Here is a 26,827-nt window from a genome sequence, read left to right as displayed (position 1 = left end):
ACCGGGACCTGCTAAACCCGGCCCAGCACGTCGATGTCCTCCAGGAAGTCCCGATGCACTTCTTCGCTGACGGTGGTGCGGGTATCGGCGATCGCATCGAGGTAGTCCTGCGTGACGGGTCCCTTGCGGCCGTTCGACGCCGGTGAGCCGGCAGCGGCGGGCGACGTACCGAGCTCGCCGACTGTGTATATTGCTTTTTCCAGCGCACGCTGGGAGGCGCTGCGGGCCGCGTACTCGATGTCCGCCGGGGAGAAGCCCTCGGTGCGCGAGACCAGCAAGTCCACGTCGATCGAGTCCACCACGCTCGCCGGGATGAACCGCTGCCACATGGCCTCGCGGGCATGGGTGTCCGGCAGGCCGATCGGGATCACGTAGTCGAAGCGGCCGTGGCGCAGGAACGCCGAATCCAGGGCGCGGATGAAGTTCGTCGCGCACACCAGCAAACGCCCGGGCTGCTCCCGGAACGCCGGGATGATCTTGAGCAGCTCGTTCGTGACGCCCTGCAACGGCGACGGCGGCTCGCCGGAACGCTGCGACGCGATCTCCTCCACCTCGTCGATGAACACGACCGCGTGCTCGAGTTCGGCGATCTCCAGGAACGTCTCGCGCAGCGCGCCGGCCAGGCCCTTCGGATCCGACGCCAGCCGGGACGGGAAGACCTCCACGAACGGCCACTCGAGCCGGGAAGCTATCGCCTTCGCGAACGTGGTCTTGCCGGTCCCCGGGGGCCCGAAAAGCACGACGGCGCGCGGCGGCACCACGCCGAATTCGTCCGCGAGGTCGGCTTCGGCGAGTGGCAGGACCAGGCGGCGTTCCAGCAGTTCCTTCTCGCGCCGCATGCCGGCCACGTTCTCCCACAGGTCGCGGGCCAGGATCCGGCCGCCGAGCTGGCTCAGCGGCTCAAGCTCCTGGCGCTGCACGGGGATGGTCCGCTCGAAATAATGCAGGTTCTGCTTGAGCAGGAAACCACGGCCGAGGAAAGCTTCAACGCGGGTCTCGGACTCGGGCATGAGCGCCGAGAGCTTGTTCAGGCCGTGTGGCGCCATGCGGTTTTCGACGGCGGAGAGCAGCGAGGTGCCGATCCCGCGGCCGCGGAAATCGGGCAGCGTGGCCAGGAACACGATCCAGCCTTGGTCGTGCGCCGCGCGTCCGACGGCGGCCCCCACCACTTGCTCGCCCTGCACCGCGACGACGGCGTGGTCCTTTTCGCACGACGCCAAAACTTCGGAAAGCGCATAGACCGGCTCGACGTTGTCCGCCTTGAGCGTTTCCCACAGGTGCAGGATGCCGTCCATGTCCGAGGAATGGAAGTCCCTGATTCGCCAATTGCTCATGCCCGCTCCTTGGTGGATCGCCGTCGATTACCTGGTGTTGAGCATAGGCGACCGGCATGCCGCGCGGGGTTGCAATCGCGTTGCGTTACGACGGCGGGTGGTCCCTAATGCTGCTCGAGCCGCTTTTCCAGCCGGGAGCGGGCGCTTGCGAGGGACTGCTTTGTCAGTTTGGTGGCGGCTTTGACGTCGCGCGCCCGGGACGCTTCCAAGAGTGCCGGCTGGGGTGTCCAGAGGCTGGCGTCGTTGTGATCCATGGCTTCGGTGGCGCCGATGACCTTATAGGGGCGGCATTGGAGCCACAGGTTTTCGATGACGTCCACCAGGACGGGGTTTCCGCCGGCTTTGTACAGCGTGCGGAGGAGGTCTTCGTCGTCGTCGAGCGCGTCCCACACCCGGCGCTCGGCCACCGCCTTTTGCATTCGGGAGCATGCGGCTTCCATGCGCGCGATATCGGCGTCGGTGACTTTGGCTGCGCCAAGGCGGGCGGCTTCGGCTTCGAGGGTAGCGCGGACGTCGTAGATGTGGATCAGCTCGGTGACAGTGAATTCGCGGACCACGGCGCCCCGATGAGCGGCCACCCGCGTGGCAAGTCCAGTTTCTTCAAGGCGCCGGATAGCCTCGCGGACCGGCATGACGCTGGTGCCCACCATCGCGGCGATATCCCGGACCCGCAGCGGCGACCCGCCTGCCAGATCCCCTGTGAGGATGGCCGTGCGCAGCGCGTCGTAGACCTGGTCTGCAACGAGGGTGGGGGTAATCGCAAGGCCCAGGGATGGTTCGGCCTGCTTGCCCGGTGCGGAGGGTGTGGTCTCTTGCCGTTCGTCGGCGTCGGCGCTTCTTGCCATGGAATCGATCCTAGGCGAGCCGGACGTGTTTTGCCTCCGGCGGCTCGGTGAGGCACCTTGGTGAGGCGCCGCCGTCGGAATTCCGTTAGCCAAGGGAGGCATTAGGCGCTCGCGCCGACTCGGCTGAGGTCCTCGGCGGCTTGGCGGGTGAAACTGATGAAACGGTTCCGCTCCGCGTCGGTGGCCGCGCGGTCGAGCGGAACCATGGTGGTGACGACGCCGGCAAGGCCTGCTTCGCCGAAGACGGGGGCGCTGACGCCCCAGACGCCCGGAGCGAGTGCACCCGAACTAGTGGCGAATCCGCGGGCTCTGATGTCTTCCAGGTCGGTCCGGATGATGGTTTCCTCCGCAGGGGCGAGGAAGTGGCCGGCAAGGATCTCGTCGATCTCTTCTTCCGGGAGGTGGGCGAGGATGGCCCGCGCGCTGGCGCCGTTGAGCAGTGGGCGGGAGCGGCCGGCCGCGTAGCTGCAGCTGAGGATGTGGATGCTTTCGACCGACTCGACGCAGAGGACTTCCCGGCTGCTTTGGACCAGGTAGGCGGCCAGTTCTCCGGTTTCCTTGGAAAGTTGCTCGAGTCTCCGGGACACGATGCCCTGTGCCAAGGCCTCATCACGGTAGTTGTCGGCCAGTCGCACCACTTCCGGGCCGGCGGCATAGCGGCCCATGGTCTGGCTCTCCACCACGAACCCGGCCTGGAGCAGCGTCTCGAGGTGCCGGTAGACGGTGGAAGGCGGGAGCCGAAGGAGCCCGGCAATCTGCTGGCTGCTGAGGCTTCGGTGCCTCGCGAACAGGAGCAGGATGGACATCGCCGTGCCGCGCTCGTCGCGCCGTTTCGGGAAGTCGGACAAGGCGGTCGAGGAGGCTTTTTTGGGGAGGATTCGCTTTTTCATGGGGGTGGCTTTCCGAGGCGTGGAACAAACCGGTGAGAGGGCGGCAGCCGCCGCCTGGAGTAGCCAGGCGGCGGCTGCTTCACGTGCTGCCTACCGGGCGAGGTAGGGCTGGCGCCATTCGGACGACGGCGAGAAGTTTTCGTGGATGAACCGGCCGCTCAGCCACCGCTGCAGGGCGAGGCGGGAGCCTGTCTTGTCGTTCGTGCCGGACGCGCGGCCGCCGCCGAAGGAGACCTGTCCCATGAGCGCGCCGGTGGGCTTGTCGTTGACGTAGGTCATGCCCGAGGCATTGCGCAGCTTGTCCAGGGCCAGCGAGATCGCGCGGCGGTCGTTGGCGAAGATGGACAGGGTCAGGGCGTAGTTGCTGGTCTGGTCCACGAGGTCCAGCACGGAATCCCACTCGTTGTCTTCATAGACGTAGACGGTGAGGAGCGGACCGAAGAATTCTTCGCTCATGGTGAAGGCGTGCGGGTCCGTGGTTTCGAAGATGGTGGGCTCGACGAACCATCCTTCCTCGGGGTGGACGTTGCCGCCGGCCAGGAGGGTGTGGCTTTCCAGGCCCTTGGCATTCTCGATGGCGGCTTCGATCTTGCGGAGCGAAGTCTCGTCGATGACGGCGCCGGTGAAGGTCTCGTGTTCGGCGATGTCGCCCACGCGCAGGGACTTGGTGGTTTCGATGAGTTCATCCTTGATCGCGTTCCAGACGCTGCGCGGCAAGTAGGTGCGGGATGCTGCGGAGCACTTCTGTCCCGAGTACTCGAAGGCGCTGCGGATCAGGGCGGCCCGGACGGCGCCAGTGTCGGCACTGGGGTGGGCCACAACGGCGTTTTTGCCGCCGGTTTCCCCGACGAGGCGCGGGAAGGAGCGGTACTGGTCGATGTGTTCGCCGGTCTTCTTCCAGAGGCTGCGGAACACGTCGGTGGAACCGGTGAAGTTCAGTCCGGCGAATTCCGGGTGTGCCATGGCGTAGTCGGAAATGACGCGGCCGGAACCGTGGATGAGGTTGATGACGCCCGGGGGCAGGCCTGCTTCTTCGAACATGCGCATCAGGACGTCGTTGCTGAGCGCGGACTTTTCGGAAGGCTTCCAGACCACCACGTTGCCCATGAGGGCTGCGGTGGTGGGAAGGTTGGAGGCGATGGCGGTGAAGTTGAACGGAGTGATGGCCAAGACGAAGCCTTCGAGTCCCCGCTGGTCCAGGGTGTTGCCTTCGCCCTGCAGGGCGGCGGGCTGGTCGCTGAAGATCTGCTGGGCCAGGTGGGCGTTGTAGCGGAAGAAGTCCGCCACTTCGCTCGCGGCGTCGATTTCTGCCTGGTGGAAGGTCTTGGACTGGCCGAGCATGGTGGTGGCCACGAGCTCGTCGCGGTACTTGCCGGCGGCAAGGTCGCCTGCACGGAGGAAGATCGCGGCGCGCTCCCACCAAGGGGTCCGGGACCAGTCGTGCTGGGCGGCGAGGGCCGCGTCGATGGCAGCCTGGATGACGGTTTCATCGGCGGTGGGAATGCGGCCCAATACCTGGGAGTGGCGGTGGGGAGCGGTGACATCGCGCAGTTCGCCGGTCATGGAACGTTCGCCGTTGATGACGTGGGGGAGGTCGCGGACACTGGATGTGACCTCCGCGATCGCCTTCTTGACGGACGCGGCCTCCGGCGAACCCGGGCGGAATTCCCGCGATGGCTCGTTGTAGGGCGTGGGGACTTTGAAGTTGCCAGTTACGCTGACTGATTGGGCGGACATGATCCGGTTTTCTCCTCTTGGGTTTTCCGAAGCCGGGGCCACGGGTTGGTTCAGTGGGTTTCGAGCCTCTGCTCCAGCCGGCCGCAAGGCGCCAGCCAGGGAACGGACTGGCCGTTTGGAGGTTCAGGGTTGTCGGATTTCGGCTAGCTTCCGATCAGCGACCTCAGGAAAAGCAGGAGGTTGGCGGGCTTTTCGGCCATCCGTCGCATGAGGTACGGGTACCACTGCGTGCCGTAGGGGAGGTAGACGCGCACCCGGTACCCTTCCCTGACCAGTTGGTCCTGCAATTTCCGCCGGACCCCGTAAAGCATCTGGAATTCGAAGGATCGCTTGTCCACGCCGAGTTCGGCCGCGGCTTTCTTGACGACGTCCACGCACGAGTCGTCATGGGTTCCGAATGCAGGGTCCGGCAGGTGCTGGAGTGCCCATCGCGAGAGGAACTTGTATTGTTCGGTCACTTCGTCGGCGTTGCGAAGGGCTGCCGCTGATGATTCGTCGAAGGCGCCCTTGACGAGGCGGATCCGGGGCTTGATATCCGTGAAGGATGCCAGGTCCTCGGGGGTCTGGCGCATGTTGGCTTGGATTGCCACCCGGGTGTTCGGGTGGTCCGGGAGGATGCTCTTGTAGATCGCAAGCGTTTCCCGGCCGACGGAACTGTGCTCCATATCGACTTCCACGGTTGCTCCGTGCGTTGCCGCAGCATCCAGGAGCGCCTTGAGGTTGTTGGCGCATTCCTGGGGATCGATCATGATGCCCAATTGGGACAGCTTGACCGACACCGTGGAGCCCGGGGCGCGGTTTTGGATGTTCTCGATGGCGCCTTGGTATTCCTGGGTCGCCGCTTTGGACTGGGCCAGGTGGTGGACCGACTCGCCCAAGAGATCAAGGCTGACGTCGATGCCGGCCTTGTTGAGTTCCGCGGTTGCTGCCCAGGCGTCTTCGAGCCCGTTCCCGGCGACATATCGGTCGACGATGGGACGGGTGAAGCGGTTGCGGGTGGCGATCGCTTCAAGTTGCTTGTTCTCTGCGACATGCAGCAGAAGTCTGTTAGGCATTGGTGCACTTCCTAAGAGTCGCCGCGGAGCCGCGGATCCTTCAGCCGGCCAGTTCCCTGAATTCGGGGGTCCGGACTGTTCTTCTGTGGCCCAACCCTCTTCCGAGTGTTGTTCACACCACATTATCTTGTGATCACAAATCACACAAGGTCTGACCGACCCGGCCTTTGCGATTAATCCGAGCGGACGGTCGTGATGGCGAGCACCGCCACCGTTGGCCCATCTCATTCGCGAGAGCCGGGCTGGATGGACAACTTTGGAACCTGATGGTTTTGGCACTTGCTTCCTTCATTTGTAGGGGGAGCATGGAGCGAGACCTTTAATAAGGAAACTATTGTGTGATCACATATCGCAAGTTATGGTGATCAGACCACAATCTTTGGAGGCGGCGCAGCCTGTCCATAGGCTGCGCTCCCCGGCTGGCACCGACGCCCGCTCGTTGAAAGGACTGAATCCCTGATGACCACCATTCGCAGCGAGGAATTGGCTGCCCTGTGCGAGCGTGCGCTGCTGGCCGCCGGCGCCGATGGGCAGGCCGCCCAGGTCCTGGCCAATGCCACTGTTGAAGCGGAACTGGTGGGCAACCGCGCCGTCGGCGTCGCCCACCTGTTCGATTACCTTGACGGCTACCGGACAGGCCGCATCGTCGCGGACGCCCAGCCCGCCGTCCGCCGTGCAGCGGGTGCCGTCGTCGACGTCGATGCCCGCAACGGACTTGCCCAAGTCGCCTTCGAGGACGCCTTGGAAGAACTGCTGCGGGCCACCCGGGAGTCCGGCATCGCGGCCTTGTGGATCCGCGGGTCATACACTTGCGGCGAACTCGGCTACTACCCCCGCCGCCTGGCGGGGCAGGGAATTGTGGCCCTGGCCTCTGCAAACAGCCCTTCCCTCATGTCGCTTGGTGGAGCGCCCAAGCCGATCCTTGGCACAAATCCGCTGGCATACGGCATCCCTCGGCCTGGCAAGCTCCCGGTAGTGATCGACCAAGCCTCTTCATCCACAGCGTTCGTCAATATCAGGCGGGCCGCCGAAGCGGGCGATTCCATTCCGGCCGGGTGGGCCCTCGGTCCTGACGGGCAACCCACCCAGGATGCGGAAGAAGCCCTCCGCGGCACGCTCCTGCCTTTCGGCGGCCACCGTGGCGGAAACATAGCATTGCTCGTCGAGATTCTGGCGACGCTCTCCGGAGCCAACTTCTCGATGGACGCCGCGCCCTTCGATCATGGGGCAACATCGCCGGGCATTGGAGTGTTCCTGCTGTGCATCGATCCCGGCATCTTCGCGGGATCTGTAGAACGCCTCACGAAACAGCTCGAAACCCTGCAGGGCGGGCACCAGGTCCGGCTCCCGGCCCTTGAAAACACCGAGCTCCCCGAGCAGGTCACTATCGACGACGGCCTCCTGGACCGGTTGCGCGCCGCAGAAGCCCAAGGCGCCAAGTAACCCACCCCCACCACCACTTCCCCAACAGAGAATCCAGGCGAAGCCAATGTCCTTCAAACGAATGATCCAATCCGTGGAGACCCACTCCGGTGAACCCATGCGTGTCATCACCGGCGGAGTTCCGCACATCCCCGGCGACTCGGTTTACGAGCAAATGAAATGGCTCGAGGAAAACGACGACCAGATCCGCAAGCTCATGCTCCGCGAACCCCGCGGATATCCGCCGTTGTGCTGCAACCTGATCGTGCCCCCGAAGCATCCGGACGCCGTCGCCGGTTTCATCATCATGGAGCAGGTGGAATACCCGGTCATGAGCGGGGGCAACACCATCGCCGTCGCTACCGTCCTCCTGGAAACCGGAATGATTCCGATGCAGGAGCCCGTCACCAAGTTCAACCTGGAAGCGCCCGCCGGCCTTATCGCCATCGAGGCCGAGTGCAGGGACGGCAAGGTCAAGCAGGTCAAGTTCAAGAACGTCCCCGCTTATGCCGTGTATCTTGATGCCGTGATCGACGTTCCTGAGCTCGGCCAGGTGACCGTGGACGTCGCGTGGGGCGGCATGTTCTATGTCATCGCGGACGTCGGCCAGTTCGAAGGGCTGGATCTTGTCCCGGAACGGGGGCGTGACATCACCCGCGTCTCGTCCCTGATCCTCCGCGCAGCCCAGGACCAGTTGCCGGTATCGCATCCGGACTACCCGGGCATCGGCATCACCATCTCCCAGCTTTCCGGGCTCACCAACAACCCCAACGCGGACCGCAAGAACGCCGTTACCGTCGCCAGCGGCCCCGTGGACTTCGACAATCCCGCCACGTGGACCGGCGGCGTCGACCGGTGCCCCTGCGGGACCGGCACGTGCGCAAAGATGGCAACCCTGCACGCCAAGGGTCAGCTCGCACTGAACCAGCCTTTCCGCAATGAAGGCATCCTCGGCAACGTCTACACCGGCGAACTGGTGGAAGAAGTAACGATCCACGGCCATGCCGGGGTGGTCCCGACGCTCAGCGGCCAGGCCTGGATCACCGGTTTCAGCACCTGGGTCCTGGATCACGACGACCCGTTCCCCAACGGCTTCACCGTTGGCGACATCTGGGCACCGCAAGAGCAGGAACAAGGCGCACCCGCCTTCGCGGCTGCTGAATCAGCGAGCTAGGCTACAGGCGAGAGTCGTCCGCAGCAGTCCCACGACGGCGCCTGCCATCACTTCACAGTGGTGGCAGGCGCTGTTACTTTTTTGAAAGGTACTAAACAGTTGAGTGCGTTCGGCTATCTGGCTGCCTCCATACCGCAAAGAACGGCCATGGCCGGTTCCCTCGTCGCACTTCCCATCCTGGCGATCGACCAGACCCATGACGTTGCCGTCGGGGGCGGCTTGGTGGCGGCGTTCCTTGGCCCCAGTGTGGTTGCAGCTCCGGCAGTCGGGGCAGCACTGGACTTGGCGCGCCGTCCCGCGATCCTCGTCGCGGCTTCCGGACTGCTCACGGCCCTGGCTTTCCTTGCGGCAGCCAATCTGAACCAATTGCCGCTGCCCGCCGTGATCACCCTGATGGCCTTCGCGGGCGCAGCTTCGCCCTTCTACATGGGCGGATTGTCCAGCTTCGTCGCTGACACAATTCCGGACCGACGGCGGGCATTCGCCTACGATGCGCTTTCCTACAACGTCTCAGCAGTGGCCGGGCCCGCGTTCGTAGCCTTGATCGCAGCGTTTCTTTCCGCGCAGGCCGCCCTCTTCGCTTTGGCGGGAATCTGCCTCGCCGGCACTTCATTTGCCGGCGCCATCAAAAGCCGTTCCCACAACCACTCATCAGAACCGCCATGGCAGGTTGTCAAAGCGGGCTTCCGAAGGATCTTCGGGCACCGGCCCCTCGCCATCGTGGCGGCCTCCTCGACACTGACCCAGGTGGGCCAAGGCGGTTTGGCGATTGCCGTCGTCGCACTTTCCGTTGATCGGGTGGGGTCACCGCGTGAAGGCGCGGGACTGGTGACGGCCTTCGCCGTCGGAAGCCTGGTCGGCGCCCTCTGGGAGACCCTGCGACCCAGTCGCGGCCGCCCCGATCGCACCATGACGGCAGGTTTTATTGCAACCGGATTGCTGACCATTGGCGCCGCCTTTGACTTCGGCATGCCGTGGGTTTTCGTCACCATCGGACTGTCCGGCGTCTTTACTGCTTCAACGACGACGGCGATGCTGCGTCTGCGCGACCGGCACAGTACTCCGCGGCTCAAGTCCCAGGTTTTCACCGTCAGTGCCGGATTGCGCACGAGCGCATCGGCCGGCGGCGCCATGCTGGCTGCCGCCGCCACCGGGTTGGGCGGGGCCTTGTCCCTGAGCACTTTGGGGATCATTTGGATTGTCTCGGCGGCAGTGATGTTTGCCTATCCCAAGTCCCCGCCCGCGAATGACATCGAGGCTTAGTCTGCGTCGTAGGTGTTGGCGATGTAGACGTCGCAGGGCGCGTTATGGGCCACGCTGTTGGCCACGCTGCCCAGGACGCGTCCGATGCCTCGCATCCTCCTGTTGCCTACCACGATGAGGCGGGCTTCCTTTTGGTTTGCCTCCCTGATGAGGGCATCTGCGGGCCTGCCGCTGGCTGCCGCGTAGGTGATGTTGATGCTTCCGCCGAGGGTATCGGCGACGGTCCTTGCTACTTGTTCGGCCCTGTCGGCGTCCGAGACGAGCCATTTGTTGCTGCCGGTACCGAATACGTCCGAACGGTCGCTATCAAACGCCGAAACCACATGGAGGGTCGCGCCAAGTGCCGTGGCGAGGTCCCTTGCGGTTTCCGCAGCCTTTCGTGCTGTGGGGCTGCCGTCAACGCCTACAACAACGGTTCCGCTCATGTCCTTGCTCCCTTGCTTGCTTCGATTTACTTGAGTGCCAAGGGCGCGTCGGGCGCCCGTCGGGTAGCGGAAGGGCGGCGCCGGACAGAATATCCGGCACCGCCCTTATTCAGGTGGTGCTCCTATTACAGCTCGCTGGGCGCACCCGGCTCGCCGACCGCGGGGTCGAGTCCGTACTTTTCGAGGATTTTCTTGATGGTGCCGTCCTGGCGGAGCTTCCGGATGTCCTCGTCGATCGCCTTGCCGAGGGCCTGGTTGTCGAGGCTGGAGGGCAACATGACCTGGCCGACGGAGGCGAATTCGGGGACATGCGGGTTGGGCTTGACGTCGATCACCTTAGCGCCGTCGATGGGCGCGGTCTTGAACCGGCCCTTGGCTGATGCGGCGGATGCCACGATGGCGTCGATGCGGCCGGCCTTGAGGTCTGCGTAGATGGATTCGTCATCCTGGTAGATCTTGAAGTTGTCCCCGAGCCAAGTCTGCAGGCTGTTGTTATAAAGGTTGCCGGCGACCGAGCCGACCTTCTTGCCGGCGAGGTCGTCGCTCGTGAGGCCCTTGGTGGAGATGATCGCTTGCGGATCGTTCCAGAGCGGGGTGCTCATGTAGACGATGCTCGAGCGTGCCTTGGTGCGCAACCAGTCACCCGAGCCGATGTCGACGCGCTTGGACTGTACCGACGGGATGACCGCACCGGCACCGCCGGAGGAGCTGACGGTGACCTGGAGGCATTCGAGCTTGGCGATCTCGCCGATCAGGTCGCCTTCGGTACCCGTGACACCGCCGTCGGGGGTCAGGGTTGTGGCTGGTGCGTAGTCGTAGCTGGCCACGGTGAGTTGGCCTTGTGTGAGGGTCTTGAGGCCGTCGTGGGCGGGTTTGCAGCTGGAATTGCTGCTGGCACTGTCGGTGCCTCCGCAGGCTGCGAGGGAGATGGCGAGCAGGCCGGCGGCGGTGCCGGCTGAAAGCGCGCGCACGAGTACGCGGGGGGTGCGTGACATGGTTCTTCTTTCTTTGCTGGGGTGTTTAGTTGCGTTGGAGGTGGCGGTTGAGGCGTTGTTCGAGGAGTCGGACGAGGGCGAGGAAGAGGAGGGTGAGGGTGCCGTAGAGGGCGGAGGTGAGGAGGTAGACGGAGAGGTATTGGAAGGTGATGGAGCCGATTTCGAAGGCTTTGGACATGAGTTCGGGGACGGCGATGACGAAGGCGAGGGCGCTGCCTTGGAAGACGAGGACGGCGAGGCCTGCCAGGGGTGGGGTGGAGATGCGCAGGGCTTGGGGCAGGATGATGATGCGGAATCCGGTCCAGCCGGACAGTCCGGAGGTCAGGGCTGCTTCTTTTTGTCCGAGGGGCACGGCGGCGATGCCGGCGCGGAAGTATTCGGAGGCGTAGGAGCCGGTGTTCCAGGACAGGGCGATGATCGCGGTGGTGAGGGATCCGAGGGTGATGCCGGCGTCGGGCAGGCTGAAGTAGAGCAGGTAGAGCAGCACGAGGGCGGGCAGTCCGCGGCCGAATTCGACGAAGAGGAAGGAGATCCAGCGCAGGGGGGCCGGTTTCGCGGCGGCCATGACGGCGAAGAGCAGGCCGAGGGGGAAGCCGAAGAGCAGGGACAGTGCGGTGAGTTGGAGGCTGACACCGAGTCCGGGGGCGAGGGCGGGCAGCCAGGAGGCCCATTGGGTGAGCATGTCCATCATGCCACTCCGATCTTGCGGCGCAGGGTCAGGTCGATGCGCCGGGAGATGAGCGCGACGATGAGGCTGATGATGATGTAGAGGGCTCCGGCGGTGATGAAGGAGAGCAGGCCCTGGTGGGTTTGTTTGGCTGATTGTTGGGCGTAGTAGGTGATTTCGTGCACCCCGATGGTGGAGGCGAGGGCGGAGTCTTTGAGCAGGCCGATGCCGTAGGTGGCGATCGCGGGCAGCGCGACGCGGAAGGCCTGGGGGGTGATGATGTGGGTGATGGTGTCCAGGGTGCCCAGGCCGAGGGCGTGCGCGGCTTCGCGTTGGCCTTCGGGGATGGAGAGCAGGCCGGAGCGGTAGATTTCGGCCATGAAGGCTGCGGCGATGAGGGAGAAGCCGATGATCGCGGCTTGGATGGTGGTCAGGCGCAGGGCGTATTGGGGCAGGCCGAAGTAGATCAGGAACAGCCAGGTGATGGGCGGGATGACGCGGATGAGGTTGATGTAGAGGGTGGCGATGCCGCGGATGAGGGGGACGGGGGAGCGGACGGCGCCGACCAGGACCAGGCCGATGATCCCGCCGAAGAGCAGGGACGCGCCGGTGACGTAGAGGCTCAGTCCGATGCCTTGGGCGATGGTGGTGAGCAGGTGCAGGGGCATGGGGGTCACCGGTCCAGGACGGCTTTGAGGAACTGGCGGGTGCGTTCGTTCGCCGGTTGGGTCATGACTTGTTCGCTGGGTCCGATTTCCAGGACGCCGCCGTTGCCCATGACCATGATCCGGTCCGAGACGTCGCGGGCGAAGTGCATTTCGTGGGTGACGACGAGCATGGTCATGCCTTCGTCGGCCAGGTCGCGCATGACGGCGAGCACTTCCAGGCCGATTTCCGGGTCCAGGGCCGAGGTCGGTTCATCGAAGAGCATGACCTTCGGGGACAGGGCCAGGGCGCGGGCGATCGCGATGCGTTGCTGCTGGCCGCCGGAGAGCCGGGCCGGGTAGGCCGTGGCCTTGTCCGGCAGGCCCACGCGCTGGAGGAGTTTCTCGGCGGTGTCCTGGGCCTGGTCCTTGCCGGTGCCCAGGACCTTGCGCTGGGGCAGGGCGATGTTTTCCATCACGGTCAGGTGCGGGAAGAGGTTGAAGCTTTGGAACACCATCCCGGTCACCCGGCGCAGGTGGTCCAGGCTGGCCTTGTCCGGGCGTCTGCCGCCGGCGACCACCCGGGCCCCGCCGATCTCGATGATGCCCTCGGTGGGGGTTTCCAGGTAGTTCAGGCAGCGCAGGAACGTGCTCTTGCCCGCCCCCGAGGGCCCGATGATCGACACGACCTCGCCCTCGCCCATGCTCAGGTTCACATCCGACAACACCCGGGCCGGGCCGTAACTCTTCCCCAAACCGGAAACCACCACCTCCCCGGACACTGATACCCGCGGAGCCCTCGTGCCAAAACTGAAGCTCATGCCAATTCCTTCGGTAACGGGACATCCTTGTCCCTCAAACAGATCAAATGAGGATGCGTGCCCCCTGCAGGGCCGCGTGATTCTCGGTTCGACGGGCTACGCTCCGCCTTCATTTCGTGTGCTGCACGTCACTCTACTAACGCGGATGCGGCCTTGTCTAGATATGTGATCACACATTACATTTGAATGTGATGGTAGCCACACGTCTTCCAGCGAGCCCAATCCCTCAACGACGAAGGAGAAAAGATGTCTTCCACCTTTAACGCAAGGAGCGATTGGTGTCATCTGTAACGAGCGCAATCCCCACAGCGGACTCCCCCGCTGTCGTGGCCTTCAAACGCCGCTTCCTGGCAAGACTCACGGCCGTCTTGGTTGGCGGAATGTTCCTTGACGGCTACATCCTCGGAATCATCGGCACAGTGATCGGCAAGATCACTACAGAGCTGAATTTCAATCCATTGTGGGAAGGCCTGACCGTGGCCTCTTCGCTTCTGGGCATCCTGCTTGGATCGCCCGTGGGCGGCTGGCTTGGAGATAAGTTCGGCCGCAAGCCGTTGTTCATGGTGGACATGGGCATCTTCGTGGTCGGCTCGGCGCTCCAGTTCATCGTCCATGAACCATGGCACCTCTTCCTTGTCCGGCTGCTGATGGGTGTCGCCGTCGGCGTCGAATACTCCGTGGGCTGGCCGCTGATGTCCGAATTCGCTCCTGCCAGGATGCGCGGGCGGCTCATGGGACTGACCCTGGTGGCCTTCTATGTGGGCTTCATGGTCGCGTTCATCATCGGCTATGCCCTGACAACCACCACCTCCGTCGACTGGCGGATCATCCTCGGCTCCAGCACCCTGCCGGCGTTGATACTCTTCTTCGCCCGCTTGGGACTACCCGAATCTCCGCGTTGGTTGTGGAACAAGGGACGCCATGACGAAGCGCGCGCCATCGCCCATAAGTACATGGAATCCGGAAACGATGCCAGCGACCTCGAGCAAGAGCAGCACCGATCGCACGGTAGCTTCAAGATGCTCTTCTCGCGCCGGTACTGGCGGTCAACCCTGTTTTGCTCGATGTTCTGGCTCTGCGCCGTCACGCCCTACTTCGCCATCGCAACCTTCGCGCAGGGGGTCTTGGAGGGATATGGCCTGAGCCAGGGGCTTGCCGGCGGTGTGGGGCTGTCAGCGGTGGCAACGGCCGGGGTGATCCTGACAGTGATCCTTATCGATCGGCTGGGAAGGCGCGCCTTGACCGTTCCGCCGCAGTGGCTATGTTTTGTGCTGCTGCTCATCATCGGACTGTGGGCAGGGGCGCCGTCCTGGGTGGTACTGACGTGCTTCCTGATGTTTTCGTTCTTCAACGCGGGGTACAACACCCTGACGGGCATCTATCCCGGCGAGGTTTTCCCCACTGAGATCCGTGGCATTGGAACGGGCTTCGCAACCGCGGTAAGCCGGGTCGGTGCAGGGGCGGGCACATTTCTCCTGCCTTGGTCTGTCGCGAACTACGGTCCCCAATTCACCATGTTGATCGCCGCCGGCCTCACGCTCCTTGGGGCCGTCCTGTCCCAATGGCTGGCGCCGGAAACCAAGGGCAAGAACCTGAGCGAGACGGCTGCCGGCTTCACCCACTGACGCGGGGAACCGGGGCACGGAACGCGCAAGAAAGCACCCGCGCCGTGAATCCGGCGCGGGTGCCAGTGGGGTGCTCCTGTGTCAGCCCATGAGTCCGTGGAGGGCGTCGGCCAGGACGGCGGCGCCGGTTTCGGCGTCTTCGTCGACGACGTGTTCTTCGGGGGAGTGGGAGATTCCGCTGGGGTTGCGGACGAAGACCATGGCGGTGGGGACGTAGGGGGCCAGGACACCGGCGTCGTGTCCTGCCCCGGTGTCCAGGATGGGGGCGTCGGGGAGGATTTTTTGGAGCTCCTTGCCCAGGCCGGGGTCGAAGTGCACGGTGGGGCTGAGGGATTCTTCGCGCAGTTGGACCGTGCAGCCTTCTTCGGCGGCGATAAGTTGGGCGTGGTGGTGGATGGTTTCGACGACGGCGGCCGTTACGGCGTCGTCGGGGTGGCGGACGTCGAGCCAGAAGTCCACCCGGGAGGCGATGACGTTGGTTCCGCCGGGCACGGGCTGGAGCCGTCCGACGGTCGCGCGGGCGTGCGGTTGGTTCCGGGCGGCATCCCGGACGGCCACGACCATCCTGGACGCGGCCACCATGGGGTCGTGCCGGTCGGACATCAGGGTGGTTCCGGCATGGTTGCCTTGCCCATGGACGCTCAGGGCCCAGCGTCCGTGGCCAAGGATCGAGGAAGCAATCGCGGTGGGCTGGTTGAGGTCAATCAGTCCGCGGCCTTGTTCGACGTGCAGTTCCACGAACGCGCCGATTCGGCCGAGGAGTTCGTCGTCGCGGCCGATGAACCGCGGGTCCAGGCCGTTGGCGCCGGCGACGTCGGCGAAGGTGTTTCCGTCCGGATCGCGCAGGTTCCGTGCCTTGTCCGGGTCGATGGCTCCTGACAGGAGGCGCGATCCAAGGCACGCGACGCCGAAGCGGGACCCTTCTTCTTCGGGGAAGACGACGACGGCGAGCGGCCGGGTGGGCTCGGGCATGCGTGCCTTGAGGAGGTCCACGGCCACCAGTGCGGACGCGACGCCGAGGGGGCCGTCGAACGCTCCGCCGCCCGGGACGGAGTCCAGGTGGCTGCCGGTGACGAGGGCGTTGGCTCGGTCGCCGCCGGGCATGTCCCACCAGGCCCAGATGGCGCCGTTGCGGTCGGTTTCGACGCTGAGGCCGCGTCGGGTGGCCTGCTCGGTGAACCAGGTCCGCAGGTCCAGTTCGGCGGTGGAGTAGACGGGCCGGGTGTAGCCGCCGCGGATCGCGTCCGTGCCGGTGCGGGCGATCTCGGCCAGCAGCCCGGTGACGGTCGCCGCGGTGGTGGCTGCCGCCGTCGGGCCCTGTGCGGTGTTTTCCGTTGTCATCAGCGGGCTCCGATCGCGGCGAGGCGGAATTGTTCGGGGACGGTGCCTGTCCCGGTGGCGAGGGCGGCTCCAAGCTGGCCAATGAGCGGGGCGAATTTGGCGCCGTGCCCGGAGCAGGGGGAGAGGACGGTGATGCCGTCGGCGCGGTCCAGGATGAAGTCTTCCGTGGGCGTGTTCGTGAAGAGGCAGGTGGTTTCAGCATAGGGTTCCGGAATGAGGCCGGGAAGGTACTTTTCCACGTACTCAACTACCCGACGGCGGTTGGCGGGGTCGATCTGCCCGTCCTGTTCCGCGGCCGAAGGCAGGACTTTCCCGCCGTTGTACTCGGCGACTTTTTGTCCCCGGAAACCGGCGTCGCGGCCGCCGGGAAGCCCGTAAGCCTGGAATCCATCCCGTTTGTGGATGAACGTCGGCCAGGACGCGGGCTCGGTGCCGTCTGCGTACGGGAAATGATAGGCCTGTTCCTGGCGCACGTGGATCTGCGGCATGTTCGCCAGGAACGAGGACGGCAGGGCCAGGGAACCGAGCAGCTTCGGGAGCCAGCCGCCGGCGGCGACCACCACGTTCGCGGCCTGCAGCGTGCGGCCGTCCTCGGACGTGATGAGGTAGCCGCCGTTGGAGGCGTTGATGGACGTGACGGCCCAGTTGTTGTGCAGGGTGGCGCCGTGGGCCACGGCCTGGTCCACCATCGCGGTGACGGACTCGTGGGCGTCGATCACACCGGCGCCCGGGTGCCACAGGACCTGCGTGTCGAAAGCGATCTGTGGCCAGCGGCTGTGCGCTTCCTCGGCGCTGAGGAGTTCGTGCTCGATGCCCCGGGCCTCCAGCACAGCGGCGAGGTGCTCCGGCTGGCGGACCGAGCCGTAGTCCACCGCGCCGAACGGGGTGATCAGTTCCTTCCCGGAAAGGCGGGTAAGTTCATCCCACCCGGCCTTCGCCTCCTGCACCAATCCGGTGTAGAACTCGTCCGGGTAGGCGTAGCGGAAGATCCGGGCCGAACCATGGGAACTGCCGGCATCGTTCGCCGGGGTGGTTCGTTCGAGCACCGCGACCTCGTGATCCGCGGCGGCAAGCTGCCAAGCCGTCGCGGCACCGGACAACCCGGCCCCGATAACGGCAAACTCGATAGATTCCATGGATGACTCCTTCGGGAAAGGCCGCGGACGGCCGATGCCGCCCCTCACTTCAACCAGTAACTCACCCTCCGCGGCACGCCGTCCAATATCATTTGGCTAGCAATTATTAGCGTGCGACGAATGAATCTCCCTCCCCGATGTCCTTGAAGGGAAATCTTCGAACTTACCGTTGTGTGATCACATATCTCACCGTAATCTGAGTGGACTTGCAGTGAGCAACCCGTCAGGGGACGAATCGAAAGTTGGCGCAAACTTGGAAGCAAATCATGATGTGGTGGTAGTCGGAGCGGGCCCTGCTGGACTCGCTACTGCCTACTACCTTCGAGACCTTGGCCTGGACATCCAGGTCCTTGAGGCAGGGAGCGATATCGGCGGCAGGACGCTGAGCCGCGACCTCGCGGGCGCCCCGGTCAATACCGGAGCGATGTTCATCTACCGTGGAACGCGGGCAGAGTCGCTCGCCACGGAACTGGGGATCAGGACCGCCCCGTTCCATCCCGGAACCTACGGCGTCCATGTCGACGGCGTCACTTCCGTCGCGTCGTCAACGTCCGGGGTGGTGGACGCGCTTCTGCTGCCGGACGAATCCAAGCAGGCGCTCGCGGAATTCATGGAGTCCGTCTCGCGCGAATACAACGCCAACACCTCGGAAGGGGCCATTACCGAAAACGCGGCTGGACTGGTCAACGAAACCGTGGCCGAGAGGCTCGCGCACCTTCCGGGACCCGCCCGTAGCGTCATCGAAACGGCCGTCAGGGGCGGTGCCGTGGGTGACGCGACGCAGCTTTCCGCCAAGTACGCCTTGCGCTACCTTGCGAGCTACATCGTCCACGAACAGGACAACCGTCTTTATCCCGTCGATGGAATGCAATCCCTTCCCCGAGCCTTGGCCGGGCGTTGCGGGACAGGGACGAGGATAACCACCAATACGCGGGTCTCCAGCGTGCAGGAGCGGGACGGCCTGTTCGAAGTCGTGGTGGACCATGGCGGTGAGTCCAAGGTCCTTACTTCCCGGCACGTGGTCATGGCCGTGCCGGCTCCGCTGCTTGCCGGCATCACTGTGGGCCTGCCGGATTGGAAGCTCGACGCCTTGAAGGCCGCAGAGACGCCGGGCAGCACAACCCTGACTGTGGCGGCCAATGTCGACGGCCTGGAAGGGATCGCCGACTGGTCATTCGTTTCCACCGTCGGCAAGAAGTTCGATGCCATTATCAATCCGCTGCCCGGGGTCGTCCCGTCCGATGGAATTGTCCGGTTCACCTGCTACGGCAACTCTGCCGGGTTCCTTCCTGGCATCGAAAACGACGAGGCCCGCATCAATGAGTGGGTGGAGGAGTTCCTGGAGGTTGCCCCTGAGCTTCGTGGCCGAATTGCGGGAGCTGTGGCCGCCACGTGGGAGCACTGTTTCTCCGTCCTTTCCCCGAAGCGGAACGATGCTCTTCCCGAGTTGCGCCGCAGCATAGGAAACCTGCATTTTGCCGGCGACTACACGTCCGAAACGGCCGGATCCCACGGGGCGTACGAGGAAGGCCATCGGGTGGCCCAATTGCTCCGGGCGGAACTGTCGGTCCCGGCGTAGTTCCGGGGGTGAAGGTTGGGCAAATGCAGCGCGAGCCGACCAGGGTCGCGCTGCGTTTCGCCCACTTTTTAAAAGTGTAGTTGTGATCACATATCTCATATATACTGTGAGTCAGAACTCTTATTCGAGGCCGCCGCGTGCGCCTCAAGCCAACTCAACATTCTGACCGGAGACGCTGACGTCTCTGATTTCAAAGGGAGATAACGTGGCCACCACCCGACTTGACGCAGATACCCGGATCCTCATCATCGGGGCCGGGGTCGTAGGAGCCGCATTGGCGGATGACCTGACCCGGCATGGCATGAGGTCGGTGACCGTGGTGGACCGTGGCCCCCTCTACAAGACCGGCGGTTCGTCGTCGCACGCTCCCGGGTTCGCTTTCCAAACCACCGGTTCCCCTGTGATGTCGGAACTGGCGCGGCGCACCCTGGACAAGCTTGATGACTTGGACCTGGACGGGGAGTGGATCCTCAAGCGCGTCGGCGGCCTGGAACTGGCCTGCGACGAAGAACGGATGGAATACCTGCATCGCCGCCACAACCTGGCGCAGTCGTGGGGGATTCCGTCCCGCATCGTCAGCCCGGCCGAGTGCGCCGAACTGTTCCCCGCGCTGGATGCCAGTTCCGTCGTCGGAGGGTTCCACACACCCACCGACGGGGTGGTCAAAGCAGTGCGGGCAGTGGAGTGGCAAGCCCGCCGTGCTATCTCGAACGGCGCCGTTTTCTACGGCCATACCGAAGTCACGGGCTTCCGGACGGAGGCCGGGCGCGTGAGCGGCGTCGAGGTCCGTTCCACGCCGCCGGTGCCGGGAAACCCGTCCAAGGGCCAAGGCTTGCCTGAAGGGACCGATTTCATGGCCGCGGACATCGTGGTGGTGTGCGCCGGACTGTGGGGGCCGGGGCTCGGCAAGCTCCTGGGGCTTGAATTGCCCATGGTGCCGATGGAGCATTGCTCCGCTTCCACCACTGAGTTGCCGTCGCTGGCGGGCTGCAGCGACGCCGTTGAACTTGAACTCCCGATGGTGCGGCACCAGGGGACCGGGTCCTACTTCCGCCAGATGGGCGAGCGCCTCGCGTGGGGCACGTACGAACACCGCGTCATTCCCGTCGAGCAGTCCGAGATCGCGTCCGCGGAGGAGTTCGCCGAAACCCGGGTGGAACCCGCCATCCATCCGCTGACCTGGCCGGACCTGCAGGACGACTGGGCAGAACTCCAGCGATTGTTCCCTGAAGCAGCTAATTGCGAAGCCGTGGACGGCTACAACGGAATCTTCTCCTTCACCCCCGATGGGAATCCCTTGCTGGGCGAAGTCCCCGGCATGAAGGGCGTTTGGCTGGGCGAATCCGTATGGCTGACCCAGTCCGCGGGCGTTGCAGGTGTCCTTGCAGACTGGATTGTCACGGGCGATCCCGGTGTAGACACCACCAGCCTCGATTTCCGCCGGTTCGACCAGACCCACCTCACACGGACGGTGAGCATCGAACTCGCCAGCGAGAACTACGACGAGGTCTACGACATCAGCCACCCGCGCAAGCAAAGCGGCCGGCTGAGGAAATTTGCCACCACCCCGTTCTATGCACGGCAAGAAGCCTTGGGTGCGGAATTCGGTTCGTCGCAGGGAGGATGGGAGCGCCCGCTCTGGTACACCTCGGCGGAAACAGCCCAGAGGGATTCCCTGGATGCCTGGACAAGCTACGGATGGTCGCCGAACATTTCCGCGGAAGCGTCCGCGGCAGCGCGCTCAGTGGGACTCGTCGACAGGGGAGCCGCGAACGTCTTCGAGATTCGCGGGAACGGTGCCAGCAAGCACCTGCACGAAGTACTCGGCGCCGAAATCACCCTCCCTGTCGATGAGGCCACCGGAGTCCTCGTCGAGTCTGCCTCGGGAGGTATAGCAGCGGACCTGACCGTCGTCCGTTCCGCCGTCGACGCCTACCTCGTCATTGGCAGCACTCCGGAGGACGTTTGGCACCTGCGTCGCGAAACGCCGCATTCCGGTACGGCCGTTGTCTCCGACCTGTCATCTGCCACCACAGCCTTGGGCCTCATCGGGCCAAATGCGGCGGATTTGCTGGATCAATTGACTCGCGGCGGAATTCCGGCGGCCGCCGGAAGCGAAGCCCCGGTGATCGACCTCGGCGGTGTTCCTGTGCGCGCCGTCCCGGAGACGCTGGCGGGAGTCGGCGGCTGGACTATGTACGCGGCAACTGAACACGGACTGTTCCTGTGGGACCTTTTGGTGGGTGCAGGCAAGGACCACGGCTTGGTCCTGGTAGGCGACGAAGCTTTCAACGCATTGCGGATAGCGAACGGCGTTCCCGCATTTGGCGTGGATTATGGTCCCCAGGACACGGCAGCTGAGGCCGGACTCGGACAAACCACAAACCACAGCGGGGCGGACCGCCGGGAAGGCCACCGCCTACTTACCCGTCTCAGGCTGGAAGACCCGAACCACGCCGTGATCACCGGCGAACCGGTCCTTTCGGCAGGACGGCCGGTGGGTTACATCAGCAGCGTTGCGGAAGACCCTGCCGGTGGCACCTTCCTCGCCTTCGCCTGGGTTGACCCGGACGCCGCTGCCGCCGGCACGCCCGTTGAAATCGCGCACCTGAACCGCAGGCTGCCGGCGACGATCGACCTCTCGCCGCTCGGCTAGCCAGCCAGCGTCAGTTCCGGTCCGCGGATCCGGTAGTTGCCAACGCGGCTACCTGCGCCCGGTAGTACTCCTGCCGTTGGCGGCCCAAGCCGTCCACCTCAAGCTCAACCACGTCGCCGGGTTGGATGTAGGGGAAGCGGCCGGACATCGCCACGCCTTCCGGGGTGCCGGTGAGGATGACATCGCCGGGTTCCAGGAGCATGTACTGGCTGAGGTGGTGGACGATTGTGTAAACGTCGAAAACCATGTCGGAGGTGTCCGAAGATTGGCGGACCTCACCATTGACCCAGGTACGCAAACCGAGGTTTCCGGCGTCGACCTGGTCCGCGGGAACCAGCCACGGGCCCAGGGGAGTGGACTGCGGAAGGGACTTGCCCTTGGTCCACTGGCCGGCCGCGCCTGGCATCTGGTAGTTGCGCTCGGAGAGGTCGTTGCCCACCACGTAGCCCGCGATGCACCCCGCGGCTTCGTCGGTGCTCGACAGGTACGACGCTTCGCGGCCGATCACGATGCCGAGTTCCACTTCCCAGTCGTACTTTTCCGACGACGGCGGGATGGGCGTTGCGTCGAAAGGTCCACTGACCGTGTTGCTCGGTTTGAGGAAGACCACGGGCGTCTCGGGCGGAGTCGCCCCCGACTCTGCTGCGTGCGCCGCGTAGTTCAGGCCAATGCACACCACCGAACCCGGGCGCGCGATCGGTGCGCCGATCCTCAGCTCTCCGGGCTGGATTTCGGGCAGTTCGCCGCGGATCAAGGCCTCACGGGTGCGCACGATGCCGTCCGTGGCGAGGAAACCGCCGTCGATGTCCTTCGTGAGCGGCTCAAGGCTGAAGTATTTTTCCGGGCCGTTGGCGTCCTGGGCGATGACTACCGGTTTTTCCTGGCCGACAGCGCCCAACCGGGCGAACTTCATGTCCATGTATTCCTCCGTCATTGGCTCGAACATCCGGTCTTCAGTTTGCGGCGGTCCCCTTGTAAGAGGGAAATATGACCGACGGCGGCACCCAAGGTTCCGAGTGAACGGAACCGCGGGTGCCGCCGTCGGGCACTCAAAACCGGTTCGAACCGATCCTAGATTTTGTCCTCCGAACCGGAAACCGGGAGGTTCGCGATGACTGGGGTGCTTCCGGTGTAGCCGTCGCGGGCGGCGGCGAGTTCGTGGATTTGTTTGCGGCAGGCGTACCAGCCGGCCACGATGAGGATGCAGGCGATCGCGGTTACCAGCATGGTGAGTGGTGAGTCGATGAAGACCATGACCAGGACGCCGGCCAGGAACAGGATGGAGAGGTAGCCGGTGTAGGGGGCGCCGAACATCCTGAAGGACGGGCGCTTGAGCCAGCCTTTGTCCGCCCAGCGTTTGAGTTGCAGCTGGCACAGGACGATGGTGGCCCAGGTGACGATGATGCCCACGGATGCCACGTTCAGGACGATCTCGAACGCGTCGGAGGGTACGAGGTAGTTCAGGGGCACGCCGAGCAGGGACACGCCGGCGGTGATCGCGATGCCGCCGTAGGGGACGCCGGCTTTGTTCATGCGCTGGGCGAATTTCGGTGCGGAACCGGCCACGGACATCGAGCGCAGGATGCGGCCGGTGGAGTAGAGGCCGGCGTTCAGTGAGGACAGGGCCGCGGTGAGGACCACGAGGTTCATGATGACGTCCACGCCCTGGATGCCGATGTGCCCGAAGAAGGTCACGAAGGGGCTGATGCCCTTGACGTAGGAGGTGTACGGCAGGAGCAGCGCGAGCAGGATGACGGAGCCGACGTAGAAGACCGCGATGCGGACAACCACCGAGTTGATGGCCTTGGGCATGATCTTCTCGGGGTTCTCGGTCTCGCCCGCGGCGGTTCCGACCAGTTCGATCGAGGCGTAGGCGAACAGCACGCCCTGCATCAGCAGGATCATGGGCACCACGCCGGTGGGGAAGATGCCGCCGTGGTCGGCGAGGAGGCTGAAGCCGACCTGCTGGCCCGGGACCGGGGTGCCGAAGACCACGAAGTAGGTGCCGATCACGAGGAACGCTATCAGGGCGGCCACCTTGATGAGCGCGAACCAGAATTCCAGTTCGCCGAACACCTTGACCGAGATCAGGTTGAGGCACAGCACCAGCACCAGGGCGATCAGGGCCCACGCCCATTGCGGGACCACCCCGATCCACGGGACGTACTTGCCGAAGAAGTTCATGTACAGCGCGGCGGCGGTGGTGTCCACGATGGTGGTCATGGCCCAGTTGATCCAGTAGAACCAGCCGGACACGAACGCGGCCTTCTCGCCGTAGAACTCGCGGGCGTAGGAGACGAAGGATCCCGACGACGGGCGGTGCAGCACGAGCTCGCCGAGGGCGCGCAGGATCAGGAACGCGAAGAAGCCGCAGACCGCGTATGCGATGACCAAGGACGGTCCCGCGGCGTTCAGGCGGCCGCCTGCTCCCAGGAACAGCCCGGTACCGATCGCACCGCCGATCGCGATCATCTGGATCTGCCGCGGCTTCAGGCTCTTGTGGTAGCCCGTGTCTTCGGCGTGGAGGAGGTTTTCGGTAGCGTGCGCTTGCTTTGGGACCGTGTGGTCCGTAATGGGTGCATTGCTCATGGGAATCCTTAGGGGGTGTCCTGTTGGGTTGTCCGGATCTCGCCGCCAGACTGCTGCTATCCGCCTGTTGCTATCCGGACCGGGCCCGACGGCGGCAGGCGAGTGCCGCCGTCGTCGTACGGGTGCTCTGCCCGGCTTACTTGCTGAGGTTCGCCAATCGTTCGGGTCGGAGGAGCTCGTCGAGCTGCTCGGCAGTCAGCAACCCGTGTTCGAGGACTAGTTCGGCGACGCCGCGTCCGGTTGCCAGCGCTTCCTGGGCGATGGCCGTGGCGGAGGCATAGCCGATGTGCGGGTTGAGGGCCGTGACAAGCCCGATCGACTGCTCAACCGTGAGGCGCAGCCGTTCGGTGTTCGCAGTGATACCGCGCACGCACCGTGACGTGAGCGTGCGGCACGCGGCTTCCAAATGGGAGATGCTCTTGTGGAGGCTGTGGACAATGATCGGCTCGAAGGCGTTCAGCTGGAGCTGGCCCGCCTCCGCAGCCATTGTCACGCAGACATCGTTGCCGATGACCTCGTAGGCCACCTGGCTGACAACTTCGGGGATCACCGGGTTGATCTTGCCTGGCATGATGGACGATCCCGACTGCACAGCCGGGAGGTTGATTTCGCCCAGTCCCGCCCGCGGCCCGGAGGACAGCAAGCGGAGGTCGTTGCAAATCTTGGAAAGCTTGACGGCGACGCGCTTGAGCACGCCGGAGAGGTGCACGAAGGCGCCCACGTCCTGGGTCGCCTCAATGAGGTCGACGGCGGTCACGAGCGGCAGTCCGGTAATCTCGGCCAAGTGCCGGCAGGCCGCCTCCGCGTAGCCGGCAGGCGCGTTGAGGGCCGTGCCGATCGCCGTGGCCCCCAGGTTGATCTCGTGGATCAGGAGCTGGGACTCGGCCAGGCGGGCGCGGTCCTCTCCGATCGTGACGGCGTAGCCGCCGAACTCCTGGCCCAAGGTCATCGGCACGGCGTCCTGCAACTGCGTGCGGCCCATCTTGACCACCGTGCGGAACTCTTCGCCCTTGTCGGCGAAAGCCACCTCTAGCTCCTGCAATGCAGCGAGGAGCCCTTGGACCGAGAAGATGGTGGCGAGGTTGACCGCCGTCGGGTAGACGTCGTTGGTGGACTGGCTCAGGTTGACGTGGTCGTTCGGGTGCAGCCTCGCGTAGTCGCCCTTGGCGTGCCCGAGGATTTCGAGGGCCCGGTTCGCGATCACCTCGTTCGCGTTCATGTTGGAGCTGGTTCCGGCCCCACCCTGGATGACGTCCACCATGAACTGTTCGTGGAGCTTGCCTTCCAGGATGTCCTGGCACGCCTGCTCGATCGCGTTGGCCCGCTCGTCGTCCAGCAACCCAAGCTCCCGGTTGGTCCGCGCGGCGGCGAGTTTCACTGCCGCGAGGCCGTTCACGAGGTGGGCGTTGGTGGCCAGGGGCTGGCCCGTAATGGGGAAGTTTTCGATGGCGCGCAACGTGTGGACACCCCAATAGGCGTCCGCCGGGACATCCCGATCGCCGAGGAGATCGTGTTCCGACCGGAACAGCCCTGCCTGCTGGGCATCAGTAGCTGTGTGTACCGCGGTTGTCATGTACCGTCCTTAGTCTTCTGGTTCTCGTCTTCTTCGACGACGTTCTCAGTTGGATTCGAGGAAATTCGCTGCGCGGAGTGCGCCTACCGGGTGGCCGCCGCCCAACACAGGCGGGCTGGCAAGCCCGGCGAGCAGGCCGCCGTCGAGCCCTAGCGACTCGAGCACACGAACGGTGACCGGCATGCGGGCCCGATCGCCGCCGTCGGAAATCTTGACCGCCACGCCCGTGCCATCCTGCAGTCCTATGAGCTGGAGGCCTTCGAAGCCGTCCTTCGCGAGCAAACCCGGGAACGTGCGCATGATCGCGGTGACGTCCCGCCCCTCGCCGGCAACCATCTCGGGGTAGGAACGCATCGCGTGGGCAACCCGGCCCTCGGTGGTTTCCTTGGCGGCCGACGCGATCCGGCCATACGCGCGCGCCATACCGTGGAGGCTGTGGGCGAAGAGCGGCGTTCCACAACCGTCAGTGCTCACCGCAACGGCGTCTTCCCCGGTCAGTTCCGTGATGGTTTCCTTCACGAGGACCTGGAGCGGGTGCTCAGGGTGCAAATAGCCCTCCACAGGCCAGCCGTTGATCACGCATGTGGCGGCCATCGCGGCGTGCTTGCCCGAACAGTTCTGGGCAAGCTGCGTGGCCTTTCCGCCGGCACGCAGCCATTCCTCGCGCTCGCTGACCCCGTAGGGGAGGTCCATGCTGTTTTCCAGTGCCGCTTCGTCCAGGCCATGCATCTCAAGGATGCGGACGGCGCCTTCGAGATGCATCGCGGCACCTGAGTGGCTCGCCGCGGCGAGGGCCAAAAGGTCATCCGGAAGCTTGAGCCCGGCGCGCACCATCGCGACTGCCTGCAACGGCTTGAGGGAGGACCGGGGGTAGAACGCGGCGTCGGGCTCACCCGCTTCAAGCAGGGTTTCGCCGTCAGGGCCCACCGCGATCAGGGAGCCGTAGTGGATGCTCTCGACCAAGCCGTCGCGGGTCTGCTCGGCCAGGGGGACGTGGCGCGGGCTTGCTACGGTGTTTTCGGGCGCTGTGGTGTGCGTTGCATGCGGGGTGGGCAT

At 64.7% G+C, this 26,827-nt stretch carries 22 protein-coding genes; 6 read left to right on the top strand and 16 right to left on the bottom strand.

The features are described 5' to 3' along the window. Window positions 1-11 precede the first annotated feature (11 nt). The 5 genes from ABCW42_RS19165 to ABCW42_RS19145 form a co-directional block, all read right to left on the bottom strand. Entirely contained in the window at window positions 12-1,334 is a 1,323-nt protein-coding gene (locus ABCW42_RS19165; RefSeq protein WP_423182676.1) for an ATP-binding protein, read from the bottom strand. 104 nt (window positions 1,335-1,438) lie between these two features. Continuing rightward, entirely contained in the window at window positions 1,439-2,179 is a 741-nt protein-coding gene (locus ABCW42_RS19160) for a GntR family transcriptional regulator (protein ID WP_423182675.1), read from the bottom strand. Between the two features lie 101 nt (window positions 2,180-2,280). After that, entirely contained in the window at window positions 2,281-3,069 is a 789-nt protein-coding gene (locus tag ABCW42_RS19155; RefSeq protein WP_423182674.1) for an IclR family transcriptional regulator, read from the bottom strand. A gap of 90 nt (window positions 3,070-3,159) precedes the next feature. Next, a complete protein-coding gene (gene pruA / locus ABCW42_RS19150; RefSeq protein ID WP_423182673.1) occupies window positions 3,160-4,806 on the bottom strand; it encodes an L-glutamate gamma-semialdehyde dehydrogenase in 1,647 nt (548 codons plus the stop codon). 143 nt (window positions 4,807-4,949) lie between these two features. Continuing rightward, window positions 4,950-5,861 carry a proline dehydrogenase family protein gene (locus ABCW42_RS19145; protein ID WP_165962458.1) on the bottom strand — a complete coding sequence of 304 codons (912 nt, stop codon included), beginning with the start codon at window positions 5,859-5,861 and terminating at the stop codon, window positions 4,950-4,952. A 459-nt stretch (window positions 5,862-6,320) separates the two neighbouring features. Here ABCW42_RS19145 and ABCW42_RS19140 point away from each other — a divergent pair, with 459 nt between their 5' ends. The 3 genes from ABCW42_RS19140 to ABCW42_RS19130 all read left to right on the top strand — a co-directional run bounded on the left by ABCW42_RS19140 (window position 6,321) and on the right by ABCW42_RS19130 (window position 9,720). After that, on the top strand, window positions 6,321-7,304 hold the full coding sequence (locus ABCW42_RS19140; protein ID WP_423182672.1) for an Ldh family oxidoreductase: 984 nt from the start codon (window positions 6,321-6,323) through the stop codon (window positions 7,302-7,304). 46 nt (window positions 7,305-7,350) lie between these two features. Beyond that, window positions 7,351-8,457, top strand: coding sequence for a proline racemase family protein (locus ABCW42_RS19135; RefSeq protein ID WP_423182671.1), 1,107 nt, complete (start codon window positions 7,351-7,353; stop codon window positions 8,455-8,457). A gap of 147 nt (window positions 8,458-8,604) precedes the next feature. Continuing rightward, a complete protein-coding gene (locus ABCW42_RS19130; protein WP_423182670.1) occupies window positions 8,605-9,720 on the top strand; it encodes an MFS transporter in 1,116 nt (371 codons plus the stop codon). On the opposite strand, the gene ABCW42_RS19125 is transcribed toward ABCW42_RS19130, so the two are convergent. The 5 genes from ABCW42_RS19125 to ABCW42_RS19105 all read right to left on the bottom strand — a co-directional run bounded on the left by ABCW42_RS19125 (window position 9,717) and on the right by ABCW42_RS19105 (window position 13,272). After that, a complete protein-coding gene (locus ABCW42_RS19125) occupies window positions 9,717-10,145 on the bottom strand; it encodes a universal stress protein (RefSeq protein WP_423182669.1) in 429 nt (142 codons plus the stop codon). The two genes, ABCW42_RS19130 and ABCW42_RS19125, sit on opposite strands and share 4 nt — an antisense overlap. Before the next feature lie 125 nt (window positions 10,146-10,270). Continuing rightward, on the bottom strand, window positions 10,271-11,140 hold the full coding sequence (locus ABCW42_RS19120) for a substrate-binding periplasmic protein (protein ID WP_423182668.1): 870 nt from the start codon (window positions 11,138-11,140) through the stop codon (window positions 10,271-10,273). 25 nt (window positions 11,141-11,165) lie between these two features. Next, a complete protein-coding gene (locus ABCW42_RS19115; RefSeq protein ID WP_423182667.1) occupies window positions 11,166-11,831 on the bottom strand; it encodes an amino acid ABC transporter permease in 666 nt (221 codons plus the stop codon). Beyond that, complete coding sequence (locus ABCW42_RS19110; RefSeq protein ID WP_423182666.1) at window positions 11,828-12,475, bottom strand: amino acid ABC transporter permease; 648 nt, start codon at window positions 12,473-12,475, stop codon at window positions 11,828-11,830. Before ABCW42_RS19110 ends, ABCW42_RS19115 begins: the two co-directional genes overlap by 4 nt. Before the next feature lie 5 nt (window positions 12,476-12,480). Further along, window positions 12,481-13,272 carry an amino acid ABC transporter ATP-binding protein gene (locus tag ABCW42_RS19105; protein WP_423182665.1) on the bottom strand — a complete coding sequence of 264 codons (792 nt, stop codon included), beginning with the start codon at window positions 13,270-13,272 and terminating at the stop codon, window positions 12,481-12,483. A gap of 278 nt (window positions 13,273-13,550) precedes the next feature. Between ABCW42_RS19105 and ABCW42_RS19100 the strand changes: the two genes are divergently transcribed. Continuing rightward, on the top strand, window positions 13,551-14,897 hold the full coding sequence (locus ABCW42_RS19100) for an MFS transporter (RefSeq protein WP_423182664.1): 1,347 nt from the start codon (window positions 13,551-13,553) through the stop codon (window positions 14,895-14,897). An 81-nt stretch (window positions 14,898-14,978) separates the two neighbouring features. Here the strand turns inward: ABCW42_RS19100 and ABCW42_RS19095 are convergent, their stop codons facing one another. Beyond that, window positions 14,979-16,238 carry an allantoate amidohydrolase gene (locus ABCW42_RS19095; RefSeq protein WP_423182663.1) on the bottom strand — a complete coding sequence of 420 codons (1,260 nt, stop codon included), beginning with the start codon at window positions 16,236-16,238 and terminating at the stop codon, window positions 14,979-14,981. Further along, entirely contained in the window at window positions 16,238-17,374 is a 1,137-nt protein-coding gene (locus ABCW42_RS19090; protein ID WP_423182662.1) for an FAD-dependent oxidoreductase, read from the bottom strand. Before ABCW42_RS19090 ends, ABCW42_RS19095 begins: the two co-directional genes overlap by 1 nt. A 253-nt stretch (window positions 17,375-17,627) precedes the next feature. Here ABCW42_RS19090 and ABCW42_RS19085 point away from each other — a divergent pair, with 253 nt between their 5' ends. Beyond that, a complete protein-coding gene (locus tag ABCW42_RS19085; RefSeq protein ID WP_423182661.1) occupies window positions 17,628-18,953 on the top strand; it encodes a flavin monoamine oxidase family protein in 1,326 nt (441 codons plus the stop codon). A gap of 205 nt (window positions 18,954-19,158) precedes the next feature. Beyond that, complete coding sequence (locus tag ABCW42_RS19080) at window positions 19,159-21,609, top strand: FAD-dependent oxidoreductase (protein ID WP_423182660.1); 2,451 nt, start codon at window positions 19,159-19,161, stop codon at window positions 21,607-21,609. Between the two features lie 10 nt (window positions 21,610-21,619). Here ABCW42_RS19080 and ABCW42_RS19075 read toward each other — a convergent pair whose 3' ends face one another. The 4 genes from ABCW42_RS19075 to ABCW42_RS19060 form a co-directional block, all read right to left on the bottom strand. Continuing rightward, window positions 21,620-22,528 carry a fumarylacetoacetate hydrolase family protein gene (locus ABCW42_RS19075; RefSeq protein ID WP_423182659.1) on the bottom strand — a complete coding sequence of 303 codons (909 nt, stop codon included), beginning with the start codon at window positions 22,526-22,528 and terminating at the stop codon, window positions 21,620-21,622. Between the two features lie 152 nt (window positions 22,529-22,680). Beyond that, a complete protein-coding gene (locus tag ABCW42_RS19070) occupies window positions 22,681-24,198 on the bottom strand; it encodes an amino acid permease (RefSeq protein WP_423182658.1) in 1,518 nt (505 codons plus the stop codon). Between the two features lie 136 nt (window positions 24,199-24,334). After that, window positions 24,335-25,771, bottom strand: a complete 1,437-nt coding sequence (locus tag ABCW42_RS19065; protein ID WP_423182657.1) for an aspartate ammonia-lyase — start codon at window positions 25,769-25,771, stop codon at window positions 24,335-24,337. 45 nt (window positions 25,772-25,816) lie between these two features. Beyond that, window positions 25,817-26,827 carry an asparaginase gene (locus ABCW42_RS19060; protein WP_423184952.1) on the bottom strand — a complete coding sequence of 337 codons (1,011 nt, stop codon included), beginning with the start codon at window positions 26,825-26,827 and terminating at the stop codon, window positions 25,817-25,819.

The sequence above is a fragment of the Arthrobacter sp. NyZ413 genome (assembly GCF_049390645.1).
GTDB lineage: Bacteria > Actinomycetota > Actinomycetes > Actinomycetales > Micrococcaceae > Arthrobacter.
Note: the sequence above shows the minus strand (reverse complement) of the source record. Positions and strands in the feature narration are given on the sequence as shown.

Coding starts and splice junctions, on each gene's coding strand:
- ABCW42_RS19165 (WP_423182676.1), bottom strand. CDS start 1,334: ATGAGCAATTGGCGAATCAGGGACTTCCATTCCTCGGACATGGACGGC.
- ABCW42_RS19160 (WP_423182675.1), bottom strand. CDS start 2,179: ATGGCAAGAAGCGCCGACGCCGACGAACGGCAAGAGACCACACCCTCC.
- ABCW42_RS19155 (WP_423182674.1), bottom strand. CDS start 3,069: ATGAAAAAGCGAATCCTCCCCAAAAAAGCCTCCTCGACCGCCTTGTCC.
- pruA (WP_423182673.1), bottom strand. CDS start 4,806: ATGTCCGCCCAATCAGTCAGCGTAACTGGCAACTTCAAAGTCCCCACG.
- ABCW42_RS19145 (WP_165962458.1), bottom strand. CDS start 5,861: ATGCCTAACAGACTTCTGCTGCATGTCGCAGAGAACAAGCAACTTGAA.
- ABCW42_RS19140 (WP_423182672.1), top strand. CDS start 6,321: ATGACCACCATTCGCAGCGAGGAATTGGCTGCCCTGTGCGAGCGTGCG.
- ABCW42_RS19135 (WP_423182671.1), top strand. CDS start 7,351: ATGTCCTTCAAACGAATGATCCAATCCGTGGAGACCCACTCCGGTGAA.
- ABCW42_RS19130 (WP_423182670.1), top strand. CDS start 8,605: ATGGCCGGTTCCCTCGTCGCACTTCCCATCCTGGCGATCGACCAGACC.
- ABCW42_RS19125 (WP_423182669.1), bottom strand. CDS start 10,145: ATGAGCGGAACCGTTGTTGTAGGCGTTGACGGCAGCCCCACAGCACGA.
- ABCW42_RS19120 (WP_423182668.1), bottom strand. CDS start 11,140: ATGTCACGCACCCCCCGCGTACTCGTGCGCGCGCTTTCAGCCGGCACC.
- ABCW42_RS19115 (WP_423182667.1), bottom strand. CDS start 11,831: ATGATGGACATGCTCACCCAATGGGCCTCCTGGCTGCCCGCCCTCGCC.
- ABCW42_RS19110 (WP_423182666.1), bottom strand. CDS start 12,475: ATGCCCCTGCACCTGCTCACCACCATCGCCCAAGGCATCGGACTGAGC.
- ABCW42_RS19105 (WP_423182665.1), bottom strand. CDS start 13,272: ATGAGCTTCAGTTTTGGCACGAGGGCTCCGCGGGTATCAGTGTCCGGG.
- ABCW42_RS19095 (WP_423182663.1), bottom strand. CDS start 16,238: ATGACAACGGAAAACACCGCACAGGGCCCGACGGCGGCAGCCACCACC.
- ABCW42_RS19090 (WP_423182662.1), bottom strand. CDS start 17,374: ATGGAATCTATCGAGTTTGCCGTTATCGGGGCCGGGTTGTCCGGTGCC.
- ABCW42_RS19075 (WP_423182659.1), bottom strand. CDS start 22,528: ATGGACATGAAGTTCGCCCGGTTGGGCGCTGTCGGCCAGGAAAAACCG.
- ABCW42_RS19070 (WP_423182658.1), bottom strand. CDS start 24,198: ATGAGCAATGCACCCATTACGGACCACACGGTCCCAAAGCAAGCGCAC.
- ABCW42_RS19065 (WP_423182657.1), bottom strand. CDS start 25,771: ATGACAACCGCGGTACACACAGCTACTGATGCCCAGCAGGCAGGGCTG.
- ABCW42_RS19060 (WP_423184952.1), bottom strand. CDS start 26,827: ATGCCCACCCCGCATGCAACGCACACCACAGCGCCCGAAAACACCGTA.